General features: G+C 47.2%; 13 protein-coding genes. 8 read left to right on the top strand and 5 right to left on the bottom strand.

Going from position 1 to position 17,536, the window contains the following annotated elements; all coding sequences use genetic code 11:
- Positions 1–69 precede the first annotated feature (69 nt).
- The 3 genes from gltS to CAN90_RS00805 all read right to left on the bottom strand — a co-directional run bounded on the left by gltS (position 70) and on the right by CAN90_RS00805 (position 3,530).
- Complete coding sequence (gene gltS / locus CAN90_RS00815) at positions 70–1,302, bottom strand: sodium/glutamate symporter (protein WP_085831940.1); 1,233 nt, start codon at positions 1,300–1,302, stop codon at positions 70–72.
- A gap of 305 nt (positions 1,303–1,607) precedes the next feature.
- Complete coding sequence (fba, locus tag CAN90_RS00810; protein ID WP_085831939.1) at positions 1,608–2,546, bottom strand: class II fructose-1,6-bisphosphate aldolase; 939 nt, start codon at positions 2,544–2,546, stop codon at positions 1,608–1,610.
- Positions 2,547–2,693: 147 nt separating this feature from the next.
- On the bottom strand, positions 2,694–3,530 hold the full coding sequence (locus tag CAN90_RS00805; protein ID WP_085831938.1) for a DNA-3-methyladenine glycosylase family protein: 837 nt from the start codon (positions 3,528–3,530) through the stop codon (positions 2,694–2,696).
- Between the two features lie 398 nt (positions 3,531–3,928).
- On the opposite strand from CAN90_RS00805, the gene CAN90_RS00800 reads away from it, so the two are divergent.
- From CAN90_RS00800 to CAN90_RS00780, 5 genes are all read left to right on the top strand, one after another.
- A complete protein-coding gene (locus CAN90_RS00800) occupies positions 3,929–4,192 on the top strand; it encodes a hypothetical protein (protein WP_085831937.1) in 264 nt (87 codons plus the stop codon).
- A gap of 928 nt (positions 4,193–5,120) precedes the next feature.
- Positions 5,121–5,891, top strand: a complete 771-nt coding sequence (gene rlmB, locus CAN90_RS00795) for a 23S rRNA (guanosine(2251)-2'-O)-methyltransferase RlmB (protein ID WP_085831936.1) — start codon at positions 5,121–5,123, stop codon at positions 5,889–5,891.
- Positions 5,892–5,919: 28 nt separating this feature from the next.
- Complete coding sequence (locus CAN90_RS00790; RefSeq protein WP_085831935.1) at positions 5,920–9,204, top strand: hypothetical protein; 3,285 nt, start codon at positions 5,920–5,922, stop codon at positions 9,202–9,204.
- Between the two features lie 324 nt (positions 9,205–9,528).
- Positions 9,529–11,601 (top strand): elongation factor G, encoded by a 2,073-nt coding sequence (locus CAN90_RS00785; protein ID WP_085831934.1) that lies wholly within the window; start codon positions 9,529–9,531, stop codon positions 11,599–11,601.
- Between the two features lie 184 nt (positions 11,602–11,785).
- Positions 11,786–12,433 carry a hypothetical protein gene (locus tag CAN90_RS00780; protein WP_085831933.1) on the top strand — a complete coding sequence of 216 codons (648 nt, stop codon included), beginning with the start codon at positions 11,786–11,788 and terminating at the stop codon, positions 12,431–12,433.
- 236 nt (positions 12,434–12,669) lie between these two features.
- Here CAN90_RS00780 and leuD read toward each other — a convergent pair whose 3' ends face one another.
- Positions 12,670–13,155 (bottom strand): 3-isopropylmalate dehydratase small subunit, encoded by a 486-nt coding sequence (gene leuD / locus CAN90_RS00775; RefSeq protein WP_085831932.1) that lies wholly within the window; start codon positions 13,153–13,155, stop codon positions 12,670–12,672.
- Positions 13,152–14,435 carry a 3-isopropylmalate dehydratase large subunit gene (gene leuC, locus CAN90_RS00770; protein ID WP_085831931.1) on the bottom strand — a complete coding sequence of 428 codons (1,284 nt, stop codon included), beginning with the start codon at positions 14,433–14,435 and terminating at the stop codon, positions 13,152–13,154. Before leuC ends, leuD begins: the two co-directional genes overlap by 4 nt.
- Before the next feature lie 186 nt (positions 14,436–14,621).
- On the opposite strand from leuC, the gene CAN90_RS00765 reads away from it, so the two are divergent.
- The 3 genes from CAN90_RS00765 to CAN90_RS00755 all read left to right on the top strand — a co-directional run bounded on the left by CAN90_RS00765 (position 14,622) and on the right by CAN90_RS00755 (position 17,258).
- Positions 14,622–15,269 (top strand): Crp/Fnr family transcriptional regulator, encoded by a 648-nt coding sequence (locus CAN90_RS00765; protein WP_085831930.1) that lies wholly within the window; start codon positions 14,622–14,624, stop codon positions 15,267–15,269.
- A gap of 107 nt (positions 15,270–15,376) precedes the next feature.
- Entirely contained in the window at positions 15,377–15,811 is a 435-nt protein-coding gene (locus CAN90_RS00760; protein WP_085831929.1) for a PH domain-containing protein, read from the top strand.
- Positions 15,804–17,258 carry a YdbT family protein gene (locus tag CAN90_RS00755; RefSeq protein WP_085831928.1) on the top strand — a complete coding sequence of 485 codons (1,455 nt, stop codon included), beginning with the start codon at positions 15,804–15,806 and terminating at the stop codon, positions 17,256–17,258. Before CAN90_RS00760 ends, CAN90_RS00755 begins: the two co-directional genes overlap by 8 nt.
- Positions 17,259–17,536: the final 278 nt, after the last annotated feature.

The following is a 17,536-nucleotide window of genomic DNA, read 5'->3' as shown; positions in this document are numbered from 1 at the left end:
ACATATGCTCTTTCACGCCCACTCATGCAAGCATTTTTCGATTTATTGCCTGTTATATAGATTGCTGAACTAGCACAGTACATTAATACACCAAATAACAAAAGGCTGATAAAATACATCAATTAAAAACGCGCCTACAATGGGAACAATAATAAGCGCTTTGCGTGACTCGCCATATTTTGCCTGAATGGTAGTCATGTTGGCTACCGCAGTGGGGGTAGAGCCTATGTCGTGCCCAATTAAACCAGCACACATCACCGCCGCATCGTAATTTTTGCCGAGGATGCGGAAAATAATAAAATAAGTAAGCAACACTAAAACGACCGTTTGCGTAACAAGAACAACCAACAGAGGAAGAGCAAGCTCTGCCAGCTCCCAAAGCTTGAGCGTGAGAAGAGCCATAGAAAGGTACAGCCCTAACGTTACATCTCCCACCTTATCGTTAAAGTCCATGCGAAACTCGTAGAAATGGTATTTTTCATTCAGGTTTCGTACCAGTACCGCAAAAAACATTGCACCTACATAGGTGGGTATCGACATGTGAATCAGCTGCCCCAAATAACCAACTATGACAGATCCAAGTGTCATGCAGAGCATGAGAGTTGTCAGGTTTTTCATGGTGCAGGCGTAGTCCATCTCCTTTTGTTCCTGCGGCTGTTCTTCATAGCCTCTTACATCAATCTGAAATTCCTCATCGGGCTTTGGCTCAAGCCGGTAGCGAATAATCAAACGGCGACCCAACGGCCCGCCAATCAGGCTTGCTACAATAAGGCCAAACGTAGCTGCGGCAAGACCCACCAGGCTTGCGCCGGGGTACCCCATCGCTTCCAGCGTTTGCCCGTATGCCGCCGCGCCACCGTGGCCGCCTACCAGCGCCACCGGGCCAGAGACGATTCCATATGCGGCATGCAGCCCCACCATTGGCCCAAGGCCAACACCAATTCCGGTTTGCATTACAGTAACAACTACATTGACCAACCAGTAAACAACCAGCAGCTTACCGCCGGTTAGCAAAACACGCAGGCTGGCACCAAGCCCTACCGTGGTGAAAAAGGCGAGCATAAAAACTGCTTGAAGTGAAGAATCAAATTTAAAATGAATCACGCCGCTTAAATAAAAACCAAAATTAATAAAAACGAACAGGAATCCTCCCACTACGGGAGCCGGGATGCAAAACTTTTCAAGAAACGGTACTTTACTCTTTAACCAGTAACCAATTAACAGAAAAATTGCCGCTAAGGTCATCGTACCAATGTTATCAAATGAAAAGGTCAATACCGAGTCTATCCATTCCGCACGCATACAAAATCCCCCTCAAAATATCTGTATTCTTGGTGCAGTGTTGCACCGGCATTAAGTGCTACCCCCATTCATTTAAACCGCTTATGCCCGCAACTCTTGCCTGAATAGATATGATGAACCATCACTCAATATGAGCTTTGGTTTGATTTTATAAAACAAAGAGAATGCAAATCCATAACACCCCTTCTGATTTTAGTAATTCAATTTAGAATGCAAAAAGCCCCTGCTGCTCGTAGGCAACAGGGGCTTACAGATATTCAATTGAACATGCGGGTTACCCGGCACTTTTAAAATAGCAGATAAAATTAGGCTTTGCCTGCACAACCCAAAACCGTATTGATCTTATGCTCAACCATCTCTTTAATAGCAGTACGGGCAGGAGTGAGATACTGGCGAGGATCAAAATGAGAGGGATTTTCCGCTAAGTATTTACGAACGCTTGCAGTCATCGCAAGGCGCAGGTCAGAATCGATGTTGATTTTGCACACTGCCATTGTAGCGGCTTGGCGAAGCATTTCTTCCGGAATACCAATTGCGTCTGGCATACTTCCGCCAAAGCGGTTAATTTCCTCCACAAACTGCGGAACAACCGAAGAGGCTCCATGCAGTACAATGGGGAATCCGGGCAAGCGGCGAGAAACCTCTTCCAGAATATCAAAACGGAGCTGGGGCTTTTGGCCAGGTTTAAATTTAAATGCACCATGGCTGGTTCCGATGGCAATCGCCAGTGAATCCACTCCGGTTCTCTTAACAAAATCTTCAACCTGATTCGGGTCTGTGAAATGCGCAGCATCTTCATCTACGCTCACATCGTCTTCAATACCGGCAAGCTGACCAAGCTCTGCTTCCACCGTTACATTGTATTTATGGGCATACTCTGCTACGCGGCGAGCTTCCTCTACGTTCTCTTCATAAGACTTTGAGGAGCCGTCGAACATAACAGAAGAGAAACCACCGTCAATGCACTCTTTGCAAAGCTCAAAGGAAGGGCCATGATCCAGATGCAGAGCGATAGGCAGCTCAGGGTTCAACTGAACCGCTGCTTCTACCAGCTTTGTAAGATACGTGTGATTCGCATATTTGCGTGCTCCTGCGGAAACCTGTAGGATTACGGGAGCTTTCAGCTCATGGCAAGCCTCTGTGATTCCCTGAATAATCTCCATGTTGTTAACGTTGAATGCGCCGATGGCGTATCCGCCTTCGTAGGCTTTCTTGAACATTTCCGTCGTATTTACCAATGGCATTTGGATCACACTCCTGAATGATTTTTTTATAGTTGGTTTTGATACAACAACGACTGTGCTGTTGAGGCTATTATACCATAAATCAGCAGAAAAGACAGGCTTGTTAAAAAAACAACTATAAAATCTTAGGAAGAAATTTTGTATCTTTCAGGCAGTAAACAGTTCTGCGTTACACCGGCTATAATGAAAAAGGTACTGCTGGGCAACTCCTGCATAGGGGCCAAGCTGCTCAGGTGAATAGCCGGGTAGCAGCACCGCCATGGCACGTTTCATCCAAACATCCATTGGGAATGCCTCTAGCCGGTGGAACCCATACAGCAAAGCGCATTCGGCAACCTTGTCTCCCACACCGTAAATTTGCGTGAGGCTTTGCCGAGCCTGATCCATTGGCAAATGATAGAGTGCGTTTAAATTCACCGTGCCATCTACTACCTTCTGGGCGGCGTCAATCAAATATTTGGCTCGAAAACCACTGCGTACGGGTGCAAGAGTATCTATGGTTTGCTCTGCCAAACGCTCCGCAGTGGGAAAATCATAAAAACCATCGCGCTGTTCACCCAGCAATTGGCAGAGCCTGTCAACAAGGCCTTTAATGCGCGGAATGTTATTGTTTTGAGACAGAATAAACGAGCAAAGTGCTTCCCATGGGTCTTGCTGCAATAAGCGGATACCCGGTGCAAACCTTGCTGCTTCTTTTAAAGCAGGGTGCATTTCTGCAAAGGATTCCCGTACCGTTGCATAGTCGAAATCAAGGTCAAAGTAAGGAATCCAAATCGATTCGAATTCCGTAGCGGTTACCCCGTGAAATAACACCGTGCCGTTTTGCTCGGTAATTGTCAGTTTTTGTCCGAAAGCAATTCCTCGGTATTCTCCGCCCGGCAGCACCTGCCAACGAAAGCATTGGCCGCAATCCAGCGTTTGCTGTAAATCCAATTCTGGCGAGGATGAAAACTCGATACCACGCGAACTCTCTATGTATTTCATAAGCTGCCTCCTTTTCCGCGTTCTCTTTAGCGGAATACACATTGCTATTCGTTATAGCATACTTTTAAAGAAACGTAAATGGATTTTTACGAAACTACGTAAAGGGAAAAATACTATCTGTTATTTGATAATTTGTATGAGTGCGTCGGAATTGGTTGACATAACAGGTTTTTTAACCAACCTTTAAAAAAAGTTAATATGACGGTATACCGTCACTTATCAACACTTTCAACAGAGTTATCCACAGCGTCTTCCCAGGTTATCCACATAGTTTATGTAAACTGATAAATTTTACATATGGTATAACATGTATTTATACAATCCTTTTCCTCACCTATTCCGTATAAACGATTTGCTTTGGCCTAAAATAAAGGTATTAAAACAGCAGGAGGCTCATTATGATCCGCGGAATTAGCAGACAAATCATTGAGGTAAAGGAAACCGGAAATATGTACTACGAAAGCGCCTATTTGGTGGTAAAGCCAGAATACGCAAGCGCTGAACGCGAGCTTTTAGAACGAGAAGCCCGCAAAATACTACGAAGCTTAGACGCACCCTCTGGCATGAAGCGCGCAAAGGGAATGTCTTTTTGGGTCACACGCGTTCTCCCTCCTGCGGCTGTTGCCGCAGTGGCAACCATCCTTTATTTTGCCACAATTTAGGCCGATACACAATCCGCCTTTTTTTAACAAATTCTTTTCCTTTCCGTTACCTTTTGTGTTATAATAACCTCACGGTGCAGGCCGAAGCGTAGCTTCGGGCACCTGAGAGAACATTGAATCATCTGCCTTACTCCAATCTAAAGTTTAGAGCTAATTATTTTGGTGTTTATTATTTATGACGATTGAATAACCTCACCGTGCAGGCCGAAGCGTAGCTTCGGGCACCTGAGAGAACATTGAATCATCTACCTTACTCCAATCTAAAGTTTAGAGCTAATTATTTTGGTGTTCTTTATTTTGACGATTGAATAACCTCACGGTGCAGGAAGCGTAGCTTCGGGCACCTGAGAGAAAATTGAATCATCTGCCTTACTCCAATCTAAAGTTTAGAGCTAATTATTTTGGTGTTCTTTATTTAGATGATTGAGTAACCTCACGGTGCAGGCCAAAGCATAGCTTCGGGCACCTGAGAGAACATTGAATCATCTACCTTACTCCAATCTAAAGTTTAGAGCTAATTATTTTGGTGTTCTTTATTTTGACGATTGAATAACCTCACGGTGCAGGAAGCGTAGCTTCGGGCACCTGAGAGAACATTGAATCATCTGCCTTACTCCAATCTCAAGTTTAGAGCTAATTATTTTGGTGTTTATTATTTAGATGATTGAGTAACCTCACGGTGCAGGCCGAAGCGTAGCTTTCTAGAACTGTTATCAAAATTGAGAATAAGCTATTTTTTGCTTTTGCAATTATAATAGCTAGCAATACTATTTTTTCTGTACAAACCACAGTCTCTTGCTGGCACAGGGTTTGCTCTCAAGCCCTGCGCCAGCAAGAGTAATCCAATAAATAATACATCTGCATTGCGGCGCTGCCGCAGCAGCACTTAATTAATAAAAAGTAAGACCGTAAAGAGGAGTCAAAACATATGGAAGAAAACAAAACCACCGGGCGCGGTGACGATATTATTGCGGGCAGAAATGCCGTTAGCGAAGCACTGAAATCCGGGCGCACCATCGACAGCATCTACATGGCTCGGGGCAACCGCACAGGCTCCATCGGCGGAATTATTGCAAAAGCCAAGCAGGCTGGTATTCCCATTAAGGAAGCTGACCCCAAAAAGCTTGATTACATGTGCGGGCACGCAAACCACCAAGGTGTGGTAGCCGTGGCGGCAGTAAAAGAATATGCCACTCTAGAAGATTTGTTCCGGGTAGCGGAAGAGCGTGGCGAACCGCCTTTCTTTATAGTTGCGGACGAGCTGGAAGACCCACATAATTTGGGAGCGATTCTTCGTACGGCAGAGTGCTCCGGAGCGCACGGTGTTATTGTTCCGCGCCGCAGAGCCGCGGGGCTCACTTTTGCCGTAGGCAAAGCATCCGCAGGTGCGGTGGAATACGTTCCGGTTGCAAGAGTAACCAATTTAGCCAACACTTTAGATGAACTGAAAAAACGCGGCTTATGGATTTATGCCGCTGATATGGATGGGCAAGACTGGTGTGCTGTGGATTACCGCAGTCCCGCTGCCATTGTAATTGGTTCGGAAGGGTTCGGCGTCAGCCGGCTCGTTCGAGAAAAATCAGATTTTATCATATCTTTACCGATGCTGGGAAAGATAAACTCGTTGAATGCTTCTGTGGCATGCGGCGTGATTTGCTATGAAGTCGTACGGCAGCGCAGGGGGATTCAGGCTAAATAAGCAAAAGGACGGGAGCGTGTAGCCTACCATGGAAAACAAGAAGGGGAAAAACTCTCCGGAATACTCGGTGGATGATATTCTGGCGGAGGCGAAAGACCGTTTGAGCAGTAAGGCGTTTGAAACGCTAACCGGCGAAGACGAAAAAAGCGCACCGCGAATTCAACCACCTGAGACTCAGCCGAAGCCGGAACAGCCGGCACCGCCTGAGCGCGGGCCAGAGATTCCGGCCCCTATTTCTCAGCCCCCACAGGAGATGCCGGCACAGCCGATGACTCCTGGGCAAAGCGGCGAAATCCGCTTTACTGCAGCAACTAATACAATCAGCCCCGAAGAATCCAAAGAGGAACAGCCCGCACCCCGCGGGCTGAAGGGCTTTTTTGCACGCAGACGCAATCGGAAAGCAGAAAAAGCGTGTGAGTTTGATGACGAAGAGGATATTTATTACGGTCTTCAGTTAAAACCGGTAGAAGAGTATAAAAAAGGGTATGACGACCCAATCCATACGGAGAAGGGCCCCACACCCGCTTTTCGCTATTTATTTGATGAGACACCGGAAGACGAGATGGAGAAAGAAATCTCCGCCCGCTTTCAGCCAAAAGAACCGGAATCGCCGGTACACCTTGTGCGTGAATCACAGCAAAGGCCGCTTGGCCCTACCGCACCACAAAAAGAGACTGCGGCAAAGCAAGAAGCGGTTCAGCCAAAACAGAAAAGCGAGCCCGTAAAAAAAGAGTCTACCCAAGAGTTCCGCTTACCCGAGCTTCTCACCGGCAGCCACTTGCGCTTAGAGCCGCTCCCCTTCCCAAAAGAGAGCGACAGCGGATTTATGGATTTGGAAGAGGCAGCTCGCCTGGTTCAAAAATCTCAGGGTGATGCTTCGCCCCCCGTTAAACAGCCGACCAAGCCGCAGCGCCCTGCTCGAGAAGTACTCACAGCGCAACCATCGATTTCAAAAAAAGAAGTTACAAAAGAAATGGATGTTGTAACGCCGGAATCGGAGCCTCGGCGTGCTCCCTCAGAACGCAAAGAGCAGTCGGGAGTACAAGCTCCCGCACCGGAACCGGTAAACCCGAATGCAGATTCACCATCTGCTCCTAGCGCGGTTCCGCAGGAGCCCACGAAGCAGCTGGCAACAGAACCCACTGTTTCTCCCTTAAGCTCACCTTCAGAACAACCCGAACCGGTTGAGGCGCAAACGGTGTTGTCGCAATCGGAGGAAGAAAAACGGGCGCGAGCCGCACTGGAACAGCTTCAGGCACAGGCCGCCATACGCAAAGCGGAGCAGCAGAAAAAGGAGCAAATTCGTTCCTTGGTTCGAAGCTCTCGCAAATATCTGCCGAACACCCTGCCCGTTCACATTTTAGAATTTAACCGTTTGGAAGCGGCACTTACCCGTGTGGAAGAATGCTACCAACCCACGCCGGAGGAACAACTGGAAGAGCCAGCACGCAAACAGCCACGCCACCGTAAAAAAAGAGCTACCACCTCTTCCAACGTACATAGCTTTCACTTCCTTGGTGAAATAGAGGAAGACAACGACCCAGGTGACGAACCGGCTCCAAAGCCTGAACCAGAAAATTTAGATGACTTTACCGCTCCGGAGGATGCACCCTCCATTCTGCATGAACTTGGAGCAGAGCACCGTGCACTCGCTTTGCGTGTGTCGGTCACGGGAATCCTGCTGATGGTCATGCTCTTTTGGGGCTTTGTGAGTGAGCGCTCCGGCATGCTGCCCGCCTTTTTAAGGGCAGATGTTCTACCTCTCGCGTACCTAATTACAAATTTAAGTTTATTTACCATTGCCGTAATATTCTGCCGCAAAACCGTGTTTGGTGGTATCCGTGCATTGGTAAGCCTGAAAGCCAATGCAGACAGCGGCGTGGCAGTTGCCGCCGTTGCCGCTTGGATACAAGGCGCGGTCATGCTCTTTCAAACACATGAGGTTGAAAATGGACAGCTTCATTTGTATGCGGTACTTGCTGCACTAGGTCTATTCCTCAACTCTGCCGGTAAACTCTCTATGGTGAGGCGCATCCGTGCAAACTTCCGCTTTTTAGCCTCGCCAGAGCCAAAAATGGCTGTTGAGCTGTATGACGATTACAACACCGCGTTGCAGCTGGCAAAGGGCTGTGTGATAGGCGAGCCACTCATTGCTTACCAACGGAAAACTGGCTTCTTCCGCAATTATTTGCGCAACTCCTACGACTCTGACCCCAGCGAGCAGGCATCGCAGTCTATGGCTCCTCTGCTATTCCTCGGTAGCATATTGCTGTGCGCAGTAAGCCTTATTCTTACCCACAGCGCTTCCGCCGCAGTAACATCCTTTGCCGCAGCTGCTTGCGTGAGTGCTCCCATTACCAGTATGCTGTGTGTTAATATGCCCATTAGCCGTCTTTCTGCTTTGGCAAGAAGGTGTGGCACTATGCTGGTGGGAAATACCGCTGTGGAGTATTTCTGTAACACCAATGCTTTAATGACAGATGCCAAAGAACTATTCCCCAAGGGAACTGTCATTTTAAATGGCATTAAAACCTTTGGCGGCCAGCGGATTGACGAAGTGATTATGGATGCCAGCGCCGTCATGTGCACATTGGGCGGGCCACTTAGTGACCTGTTTGAGCAGATTATTCAAAACAGACGCGATATATTGCCCAAAGCTGAAAACATTACGTATGAAGATGACCGCGGTGTTACCGGGTGGGTAAACGGGCGGCGCACCTTAGTTGGCACACGCGAGCTTTTAGAGCAGCACGGTCTTACCCCTCCCTCCAGAGATTATGAAAATAAATATCTGCTTGGCGGGAAAAAGGTGGTTTATTTGGCTTCGCAAGGCGAACTAGTTGCCATGTTTGTCATTTCGTATAACTCAGACAAACGGCGGGCTCAGGAGCTTCGCCGCATGGAGAAAAATGGAATCAGCCTAATACTGCGCACAACAGACCCGAATATGACCCCCGAATTTGTGGCGCAATGCTTCGGGCTTGACCCTCACTCCGTACGGGTTTTGCCGGAATCCCTCGGCTCGTTGTACCAGAACAATATTACAAGGGAATGTGACCGCTCCGACGCATTGTTTGTCTCAAAAGGCCGCCCCGCCTCTATGATGCGGATACTGACCGCCTGTGTAAGGGAGAAAAGCAATGTAACCATGGCTACCATGCTGCAAACCGTCGGTGTCATTCTCGGCTTCCTATTTGTAGCATTTTTAATCTTTTTCTCTGGGCTTGAGCAGCTTTCTACCATGGCTCTCCTTTTGTACCAGCTTTTTTGGGCTGCCGCAGTTCTTCTTATTCCACGTTTGCGAAAACCATAAAATGCTATTTTTATTCTCGACCATATTCGACGGACAGTCCCTTATTCACAGGGCCTGTCCGTTTTTTTGCAAGTCAAGCAAAAACAGGGGAAACATCTGGCAGAAAACGAATTCGTGAAATTGTATAGTTTCCATAAAATCCTCTTATTTAAAGCGTATAATTTATTAGAAAGCATTGCTTCCTATGTGAAAACAGGATATAATTGTAAATAATAACTGGGAATGGATTGTATGGAATATCCAAATGACTCCTGTTTTTACAGAACAGTCTCCCGGCAATACCCTACTGCCCCGGCTGGGGCATCTTGAAAGGAGTTTTACCAAGTGAAGCAGTATCATGCGAAAAATATTCTGAACATTGCGATCGCGGGCCACAGTGGCTCGGGAAAGACCACGCTGGCAGAGGCATTGCTGTTTTTGTCCGGCGCGTCTGACCGGTTGGGAAAGGTAGGGGAAGGAAATACGGTTTGCGATTACGACCCAGAAGAAATCCGCCGTAAAGCATCCGTGGGAGCAGCGGTTGCTCCGCTAGAGTGGAAGAACCATAAGATTAATTTGATCGATACTCCCGGCCTGTTTGACTTTGAAGGCGGGCTTTATGAAGCGGTTCGTGCCGCGGATTCTGTTTTGATTACCGTTTCCGGTAAATCTGGTGTACTGGTTGGAACCGAAAAAGCCAGCCAAGCGGCCGCAGCTCGCGGGCTTTCCAAAATCTTTTTTGTCAACGGCCTCTGCGATGAAAGCGCACGCTTTTACCGTGTGTTTGAAGATTTAAAAGCCAGCTTTGGGCCATCTGTGTGCCCGGTGGTTGTTCCGTACATTGTAAACGGCAATGCCGACTGCTATGTGAACATATTGGAGTACAAAGCCTATCAATACCAAAACGGAACGCCGGTTGAGGTGCCGATGCCCGACATGGGCGACCGTTTGGATGGCCTGCGCACGGCAATTTATGAAGCCGTTGCGGAGACCAGCGATGAAATGTTTGAAAAATATTTCTCCGGCGAGCAGTTTACACCAGAAGAAGTGATTGTTGGCGTTAGCAAGGGCGTAAAAAGCGGAACCATCAGCCCCGTTTTCTGCGGTGATGCTCAACTTACTTATGGAATCGAACAACTACTCAACGGGCTTATTTGGCTGGCGCCCTCCGCAGAAGAAAAGAGCGGAGAGCTGGGGATGGATGTTGACGGCAACCCCGTGGAGCTTTCTCCAAATGAGGATGGTGCCGCGGCTGCTATCGTCTTTAAAACAATTGCTGACCCATTCATCGGCAGACTATCCTATCTGAAAGTCATCTCCGGAAAAATCACTACGGAAACTCCGTTGGTTAATATGAGAACTGGAAATCCCGAGCGCATTGGTAAGGTGATTACCATTCGGGGTAAAAAACAGGAGGACGCACAGGTACTTGTCGCCGGTGACATTGGCGCAGTACCAAAGCTGCAAAGCACCGGTACGGGAGATACCCTTTGCTCCCCTGCACGCAAAGTCGTACTCGACGGCGTTGATTATCCCGCTCCCACGCTTTCTATGGCGATTGTGCCGAAAGCCAAGGGCGACGAAGATAAAATTGCACAGGGCATCCTGCGTCTATTGGAAGAAGACCCCACTCTTCGGTTTGTAAACAATCCGGAAATTCGCCAGATGATTCTCACCGGCCTCGGCGAACAGCATTTGGATGTGGTTGTTTCGAAGCTAAAGAGCAAATTCGGGGTCGAGATTACCTTAACAGAACCACGCGTACCGTTCCGCGAAACTATTCGCAAAAAGGTACAGGTTCAGGGTCGCCATAAGAAGCAAACCGGCGGTCACGGCCAATTTGGTGACGTTTGGATTGAGTTTGCACCTTGCGACAGCGACGGCCTAGAGTTTGGCGAGCGCGTGGTTGGCGGCTCTGTGCCAAAGGGTTTCTTCCCTGCGGTTGAAAAGGGCCTGCGTGAGTGCATTTTAAAAGGCCCATTGGCGGGGTACCCCGTGGTTGGCCTGAAAGCCACCCTGTATGATGGCTCATACCACCCGGTTGATTCCTCCGAAATGGCATTTAAACTGGCAGCAGCCGTTGCCTATAAAACCGGAATGCCACAGGCATCCCCCGTTTTATTAGAACCCATTGGTACCTTAAACGCTACCGTGCCGGATTCCAACACAGGCGATATAATGGGTGAGGTAAACAAACGCCGCGGACGCATTATGGGTATGAACCCCGGTGCAGACGGAATGCAGGTGGTAGAGGCAGAAGTACCTATGGCAGAAATGCATGACTTTACCACATTTATTCGCCAGGTAACGCAAGGGCGTGGCAGCTTCACCTTTGCCTTTGTCCGTTATGAAGAAGCACCAGCACAGATGGCTCAGAAAGTAATAGATGCCGCGAAAGCAGCAGAGAAAGCTGAATAAAATACAATAAAGCAAACTGCCGGAGAATCCCCCGCAAAGGTGATTCTCCGGCAGTTTTATGTTTTTTTGCTATATTGAGCTTTATTTGCTTTTAGCGAATAAATTCTTAGATTTAGTTGCAATATGCAAATGAAAACGATATACTTGATGATATATATTATGATTGTGATAAAAGGAGGTACATATGCTGAAAATTTGGACGAAAGCGCTTAGCCTGCTATTAAGTTCCCTATTATCCATATTTCTATATATACCTGCTTATCTGGCAGATTCCATCCACTCTGCAATAGGCAACGGATTGCACATTGAGTTCAATGAACTCTTTCTTCATTCCCCATTTGATTTATCTCAAATACGATTGGGGCAAAAGAATGGTACCGGTGAGGTGTTAATTGCAAATACTGAAGAAGCCATCGGAAAAACGTTAAATACAGTGGGCGGGAGTACTTCTAGCAAGAATAACGCAGATCAGGGTCGTATAATCACCCGAAAGATATATAAAGACGTTGTAGAGGGTGACAAGGAAGCCAGGCTCTACGCAATTGTAGAAATCTATTATTGGGATTCCTTTGCGCAGATAAATACCGTGAAAAAGATGGGCTGGGAACGGCTTAGCGGAGGTGAATGGTCTTTGGAAGATCAAAGTACCGATTGGTGGTTGCCAAACGCCACTCCCGATACGGTTGTGAATTTTATGGGCTCTGCTGTTATTACCATACCCTCTGAAATAAAGAGAACGGAACGATTCCCCAAATGGCTTAAAACAACCTATACCCAAACTTATTACGAAAGGCACCCCGTTTCTGCTGAGTTTGGTCTTTGTGTGATGTAGCTCTGCACTAGCAATTTATGAGCAATTCCAACCATCTGTATTTAACCCCTGGTTGTGAAACGAGAACGGCTAGACATAACGCTAAAAATTGATTTTACTTTATATTGCATTACACAAAGCACTGTGTTCGAACCCTTTTCTTAAATCGGTCAGAATCTAGTTTGTTAAGCGCAAAAAGCAGGGGCGGGATTAGTTGAATCCCGCCCCTGCTTTTGCTTTGTAAAAGATGCTCTCTCTTACGGATTTGTAATACTGTTGAGCAGCCCGCCCTTTGAAATGATGTTTTGAATGAACGGCGGAAACGGCTGTGCCTGATATGTTTTGCCAGTGGTAAGGTCGCGGATAACGCCAGTGTCAAAATCCACACTAACCTCATCCCCCGCCTGAATCTCACGCGCCGCCTCTTCGCATTCGAGTATGGGCAAGCCGATGTTAATTGCATTGCGGTAGAAAATCCTGGCATAGGTTGCAGCAATTACACAGGAAATTCCGCTGGCCTTAATTGCAATGGGAGCATGTTCACGGGAAGAACCACACCCAAAGTTTTTATTCGCCACCATAATATCTCCCGGTTTTACCCGGTTTACAAAATCTGCGTCAATGTCTACCATGCAGTGCTGCGCCAGCTCCTGATGAGAAGAAGTATTCAGGTAACGGGCAGGAATAATCACATCGGTATCTACATTATCGCCATACTTGTGTACGGTACCTTGTGCATTCATTGTGCATCCTCCTTTCCGGTAAACAGCGCGGCGGGGTCTGTGAGTACACCGGTAACCGCACTGGCTGCCGCCACAGCAGGGCTAGCCAAGTAAACTTCAGACTCAATATGACCCATTCTCCCTACAAAGTTGCGATTCGTAGTGGAAACCGAACGCTCACCTTTGCCGAGAATGCCCATATGTCCGCCAAGGCACGGCCCACAGGTTGGCGTTGAGAACACCGCCCCAGCCTCTACAAAAATTTCTGCCAAGCCTTCTCGAATTGCTTGAAGATAAATACTCTGTGTTCCGGGAATAATAATGCAGCGCACACGCTTGTTGACCTTACGTCCCTTTAATATCTCTGCGGCGGCACGCAGGTCTTCCATGCGTCCGTTGGTGCAGGAGCCAATCACGGCTTGGTCTATCTTCACCGTACCCGCCTCATCAATGGTGCGGGTATTCTCCGGCAGGTGAGGGAATGCAATCGTTGGGCGTAAATCCGAAAGGTTAATGACAATCTCGCTATCGTATTTTGCGTCTTCATCTGCCGTATAAATAACCGGAGCGCGCTGAAAACGATTCTTACAGTAAGCAAGTGTGACTTCATCCACCGGGAAGATTCCATTTTTGGCACCCGCTTCAATTGCCATGTTTGCAATACACAAGCGGTCGTCTATCGAGAGCGATTTTACGCCCTCACCGGTAAACTCCAAAGATTGGTACAAGGCTCCATCCACACCAATTTTTCCAATGAGGTGCAAAATCACATCTTTTCCAGACACCCATTTGGGACACTGCCCCTTGAGCACCACGCGAATGGCTCCTGGCACTTTAAACCATGCCTTACCGGTAATCATGCCCGCTGCCATATCCGTTGAGCCTACTCCGGTAGAGAAAGCACCTAAGGCGCCATATGTGCAGGTGTGAGAATCTGCCCCAATGACACAATCTCCCGGACCCACAAGGCCTTGCTCCGGCAGAAGCGCATGCTCAATCCCCATTTGACCAACATCGAAGAAATTGGTGATGTCGTATTGGTCAGCAAAGTTGCGCGTTTGGCGACACTGCTCCGCCGCTTTAATGTCTTTGTTTGGTGTAAAATGGTCGAGCACCAATGCAATTTTATCCTTGTGAAACACTCCTGAGGCTCCACTTTTTTCAAATTCATTAATCGCCACCGGGCTGGTGATGTCGTTCCCCAAAACCAAATCCAGCGTTGCTTCTACCAATTGCCCGGCAGTCACCTGCGGCAAAGCGGCCTTAGCTGCCAAAATCTTTTGCGTCATCGTCATTCCCATCGGTTCAAAACCTCCCCTGCTGTGTTAAAAACCATCGGCATGTCATTTCACGCCTTTGGCTTTGTTTTCTCTATTATCGCATTCCTCTTGCGCGAAGAATGTAAATCATGTTACAATCTAAAAAATTTATAAATAATATATAGTACACATTTAAATACATAAGTTGGTTTATGGGAGTGAATGAAATTGGAACAGCCAAACCACTCAGCAAAGAGTTTATGGGAGGTTCTAGAACAAATAGAGACCCCACGGCTATACCCGGGAAATCAAATGATTTACCGGCAGGGGGAGGTCGCCGAACGTTTTTATTACCTGAAAAGTGGCAAGGTGCGAATTTCGATAAGCTCAGAAAACGGGCAGGAAAAAACACTAGCTCTACTTACGCCCGGCAATATTTTTGGGGAAGCCGCCTTTTTTGATGGCCTGCCCCGTGTATCTTCGGCACGAACGCTTGAAAAATCGCAGATAATCCCCGTAAGCCGTGAGCTTCTTCTCCATTGCTTTCGTGAAGAACCGATGCTTGCTTTTCAATTACTGCATTTATTTTCAAAAACAGTTCGAATGCTCTCAAACCAAGTAGACCACATGACCTTTTTACAGGCCGACCGCCGTATTGCCAAAATACTCACCGAGCTTAGTGGAGGACTACATGGCCAGACCATTGCGTGTTCACATGAGGATTTGGCAAGCATGGCTGGGGTCTCTCGAGTTACAGTAAGCCGTGTATTGGGAGAGCTAACGCGGAACGGTTGGGTTCGCACACACTACCGCAGCATTGAAATACGAAATCCAGAGGCATTATTGCAATACGCTTTGTCTCCCACTGCCAATTAATCTTATAGAATCCGCAAATTTTGGGAACAATACTACCGCCCATTCTTCTCTTCAAAATCATTGTGAACCAGCGCAGATAGAATGGATTTTTAAACGGAGTGATTGCTTTGAAATTTGGTCTGGGAAAAAAGAGTATCTGCCTATGGCGTATTCAAGGAACACTCGCAGCACTGCTTTTCTGTTTTTTAAGTGGAGCGGTTGCGGTACTTCTCCCCATTGCAGGTATTACTATTTGTATAGTCGTAATCACAATATACTTATTGTATTTCTTTTGGTATACTCCCCGCCTGTTTCAAACGGCATATGTATCTCTGGAAGATGGGCGCCTTACTTGGAAAATCGGCTTGCTCTTTACGGTAAAAACCTCACTTCGGTTAGAGAGCATCCTCACAGCGACCATTTCGCATACCCCACTGCAAAGTGCACTGGGGCTATGTACGCTTTCCGTGCGGCCAGTGGGTGCGCCTATTAAATTGCGCCAGCTTGCTGAAAAAGATGCACGAACGCTAATGCAATGGATTGAGGAGGCCGCCGATGACTAAACGACCCCATATTGTTACCTTATGGACGTATCTGTCGCGCTTCTTCTTCCTTTTGATTTTCCCAATATTGCAAGCTATTTTTCTGGCACCGTTTTCGGAGGTGGCCTGGAGCAGCCTACCCAGCGTAGTAGGGATTGTAGGGATTGCTTATTTTCAATACCTAAGCTGCGGTTACGGAGTAACGGCCGTAGAAGAAAACGGGCGCAGCCTCTCCATATTGTATTGGAAAAGCGGGTTGTTTTTCCAGAAGCAAAAAATACTCCCGGCAGATTGTGTTGCTTCGGTTTTTCTTCGTCTTAATCCGATATTAGATCTCTTTGGAGCGGCGCAGGTGATGCTCGATAGCCCTGCCGCCAATGCAAAAAAGCCAAGCCTTACCTTGTTGCTGCCTAAGAAAGCACCGTTACTTTGGTGGCAGCAATTGCGCGAAGAGATTTCACACCGATATGCTGCCAGCTCAATTCGTGTGGTTCTTATGGCAATATCATGGTCAAACCCGGCATCCGGCTTATTATTAATCGGTATCTTATTTAACCGGGCAAGCAAGATTTTAGGGGATGAGCTCACACAGCGGCTTTACGGTATTTACGATAATGTAAACCAAACGGAGCGGCTTATGGCTTGGGGGCTACCTCCTACGGTTGCAATTGTTGGTTGGCTAATGGCATTGGGGTGGTTCTGCGCTTTTCTTGTTCAATTTTTTCGTTATGCCTTCTTTACCGCAGGGGTATGTCCCACTGGAACGATGATCTCACGGGGGATGATTTTTCGCAGCCGCCAACTGCTCACCAACCAGGCCATACGAGCCGTTGCAATACGGCAAACCCTTATGATGCGCCTGTTTCACCTATCCTCCGTATACCTGCACACCATTGGTTCCGGCAAAGAAAAGGGAGACCGAAGCCTGCTAATGGCTGCGGCTACCACGCCTGAGTTACGGCATCACCTTGCTCGCTTTTACCCAAAGGAATCCCCTTATTTTTTCTCAAGAGAAGGAATGAGCGTGATTCGGCCTTCCAAAAATTCATTGTTTAGCTTTCTGCTTTCTCCTCTGCTAAATGCTGGGGGCATTTTGGTTCTGTATTTATTATTTGTTCGCTATCTACCCTTGTTTTCACCACTCATTTTGTTCTTGTTCGCTTTCCCACTTTATTATCTGCTGCTCCGCCTTGCCGCATACCGCAATACCTTTTTGGCGGAAGATAGCACACACATTACTGCTTGCGGCTATATTAAAGATCAATTGTTTACCGCGGTGGTTCCCAAACGCGCGGTACAAATTGTTGTGATACGCCAAAACCCTTTCCAAAAACGAAGCGGGCGCTGCCAAGTGCGGCTATGTATTGGTACGGAAAAGGGAGCCTGCTTTGATTTACGCCATTTTCGCCTGAGCGATATTGAGAAGTTTCGTTTTGTACCTGAGGAAAGTGAAAGCAAGCAGTTATAAAAGCAAAGATATTACTGAAGATGGATAAAAAAATACCAAGGCGCCGCTAAGCGGCGCCTTGGTATTAAAAAAGAGAGAGTAATCAAACGAAGACCGGTGGGTATTCCAACTAGAGGGGGCTGGAATAGAAAGCATCCCTTATCCGGTATCTATTATAAATTATACTGATAAATAAAAATAATGCAATAGTTTTTGTGCTTTATATGAAAAAATTTCAAAATAATTCAAAATCGCACGTTATAAAACGAACATTACTCTTTATGTCCGTAACGAAGTAT

It is taken from the genome of Clostridium merdae (assembly GCF_900176635.1).
Classification (GTDB): Bacteria; Bacillota; Clostridia; order Oscillospirales; family Acutalibacteraceae; genus Faecalispora; species Faecalispora merdae.
The sequence above is the reverse complement of the archived record's forward strand: the minus strand, read 5'-3'. Positions and strand labels throughout refer to the sequence as shown.

Coding starts and splice junctions, on each gene's coding strand:
- gltS (WP_085831940.1), bottom strand. CDS start 1,302: ATGCGTGCGGAATGGATAGACTCGGTATTGACCTTTTCATTTGATAAC.
- fba (WP_085831939.1), bottom strand. CDS start 2,546: ATGCCATTGGTAAATACGACGGAAATGTTCAAGAAAGCCTACGAAGGC.
- CAN90_RS00805 (WP_085831938.1), bottom strand. CDS start 3,530: ATGAAATACATAGAGAGTTCGCGTGGTATCGAGTTTTCATCCTCGCCA.
- CAN90_RS00800 (WP_085831937.1), top strand. CDS start 3,929: ATGATCCGCGGAATTAGCAGACAAATCATTGAGGTAAAGGAAACCGGA.
- rlmB (WP_085831936.1), top strand. CDS start 5,121: ATGGAAGAAAACAAAACCACCGGGCGCGGTGACGATATTATTGCGGGC.
- CAN90_RS00790 (WP_085831935.1), top strand. CDS start 5,920: ATGGAAAACAAGAAGGGGAAAAACTCTCCGGAATACTCGGTGGATGAT.
- CAN90_RS00780 (WP_085831933.1), top strand. CDS start 11,786: ATGCTGAAAATTTGGACGAAAGCGCTTAGCCTGCTATTAAGTTCCCTA.
- leuD (WP_085831932.1), bottom strand. CDS start 13,155: ATGAATGCACAAGGTACCGTACACAAGTATGGCGATAATGTAGATACC.
- leuC (WP_085831931.1), bottom strand. CDS start 14,435: ATGGGAATGACGATGACGCAAAAGATTTTGGCAGCTAAGGCCGCTTTG.
- CAN90_RS00755 (WP_085831928.1), top strand. CDS start 15,804: ATGACTAAACGACCCCATATTGTTACCTTATGGACGTATCTGTCGCGC.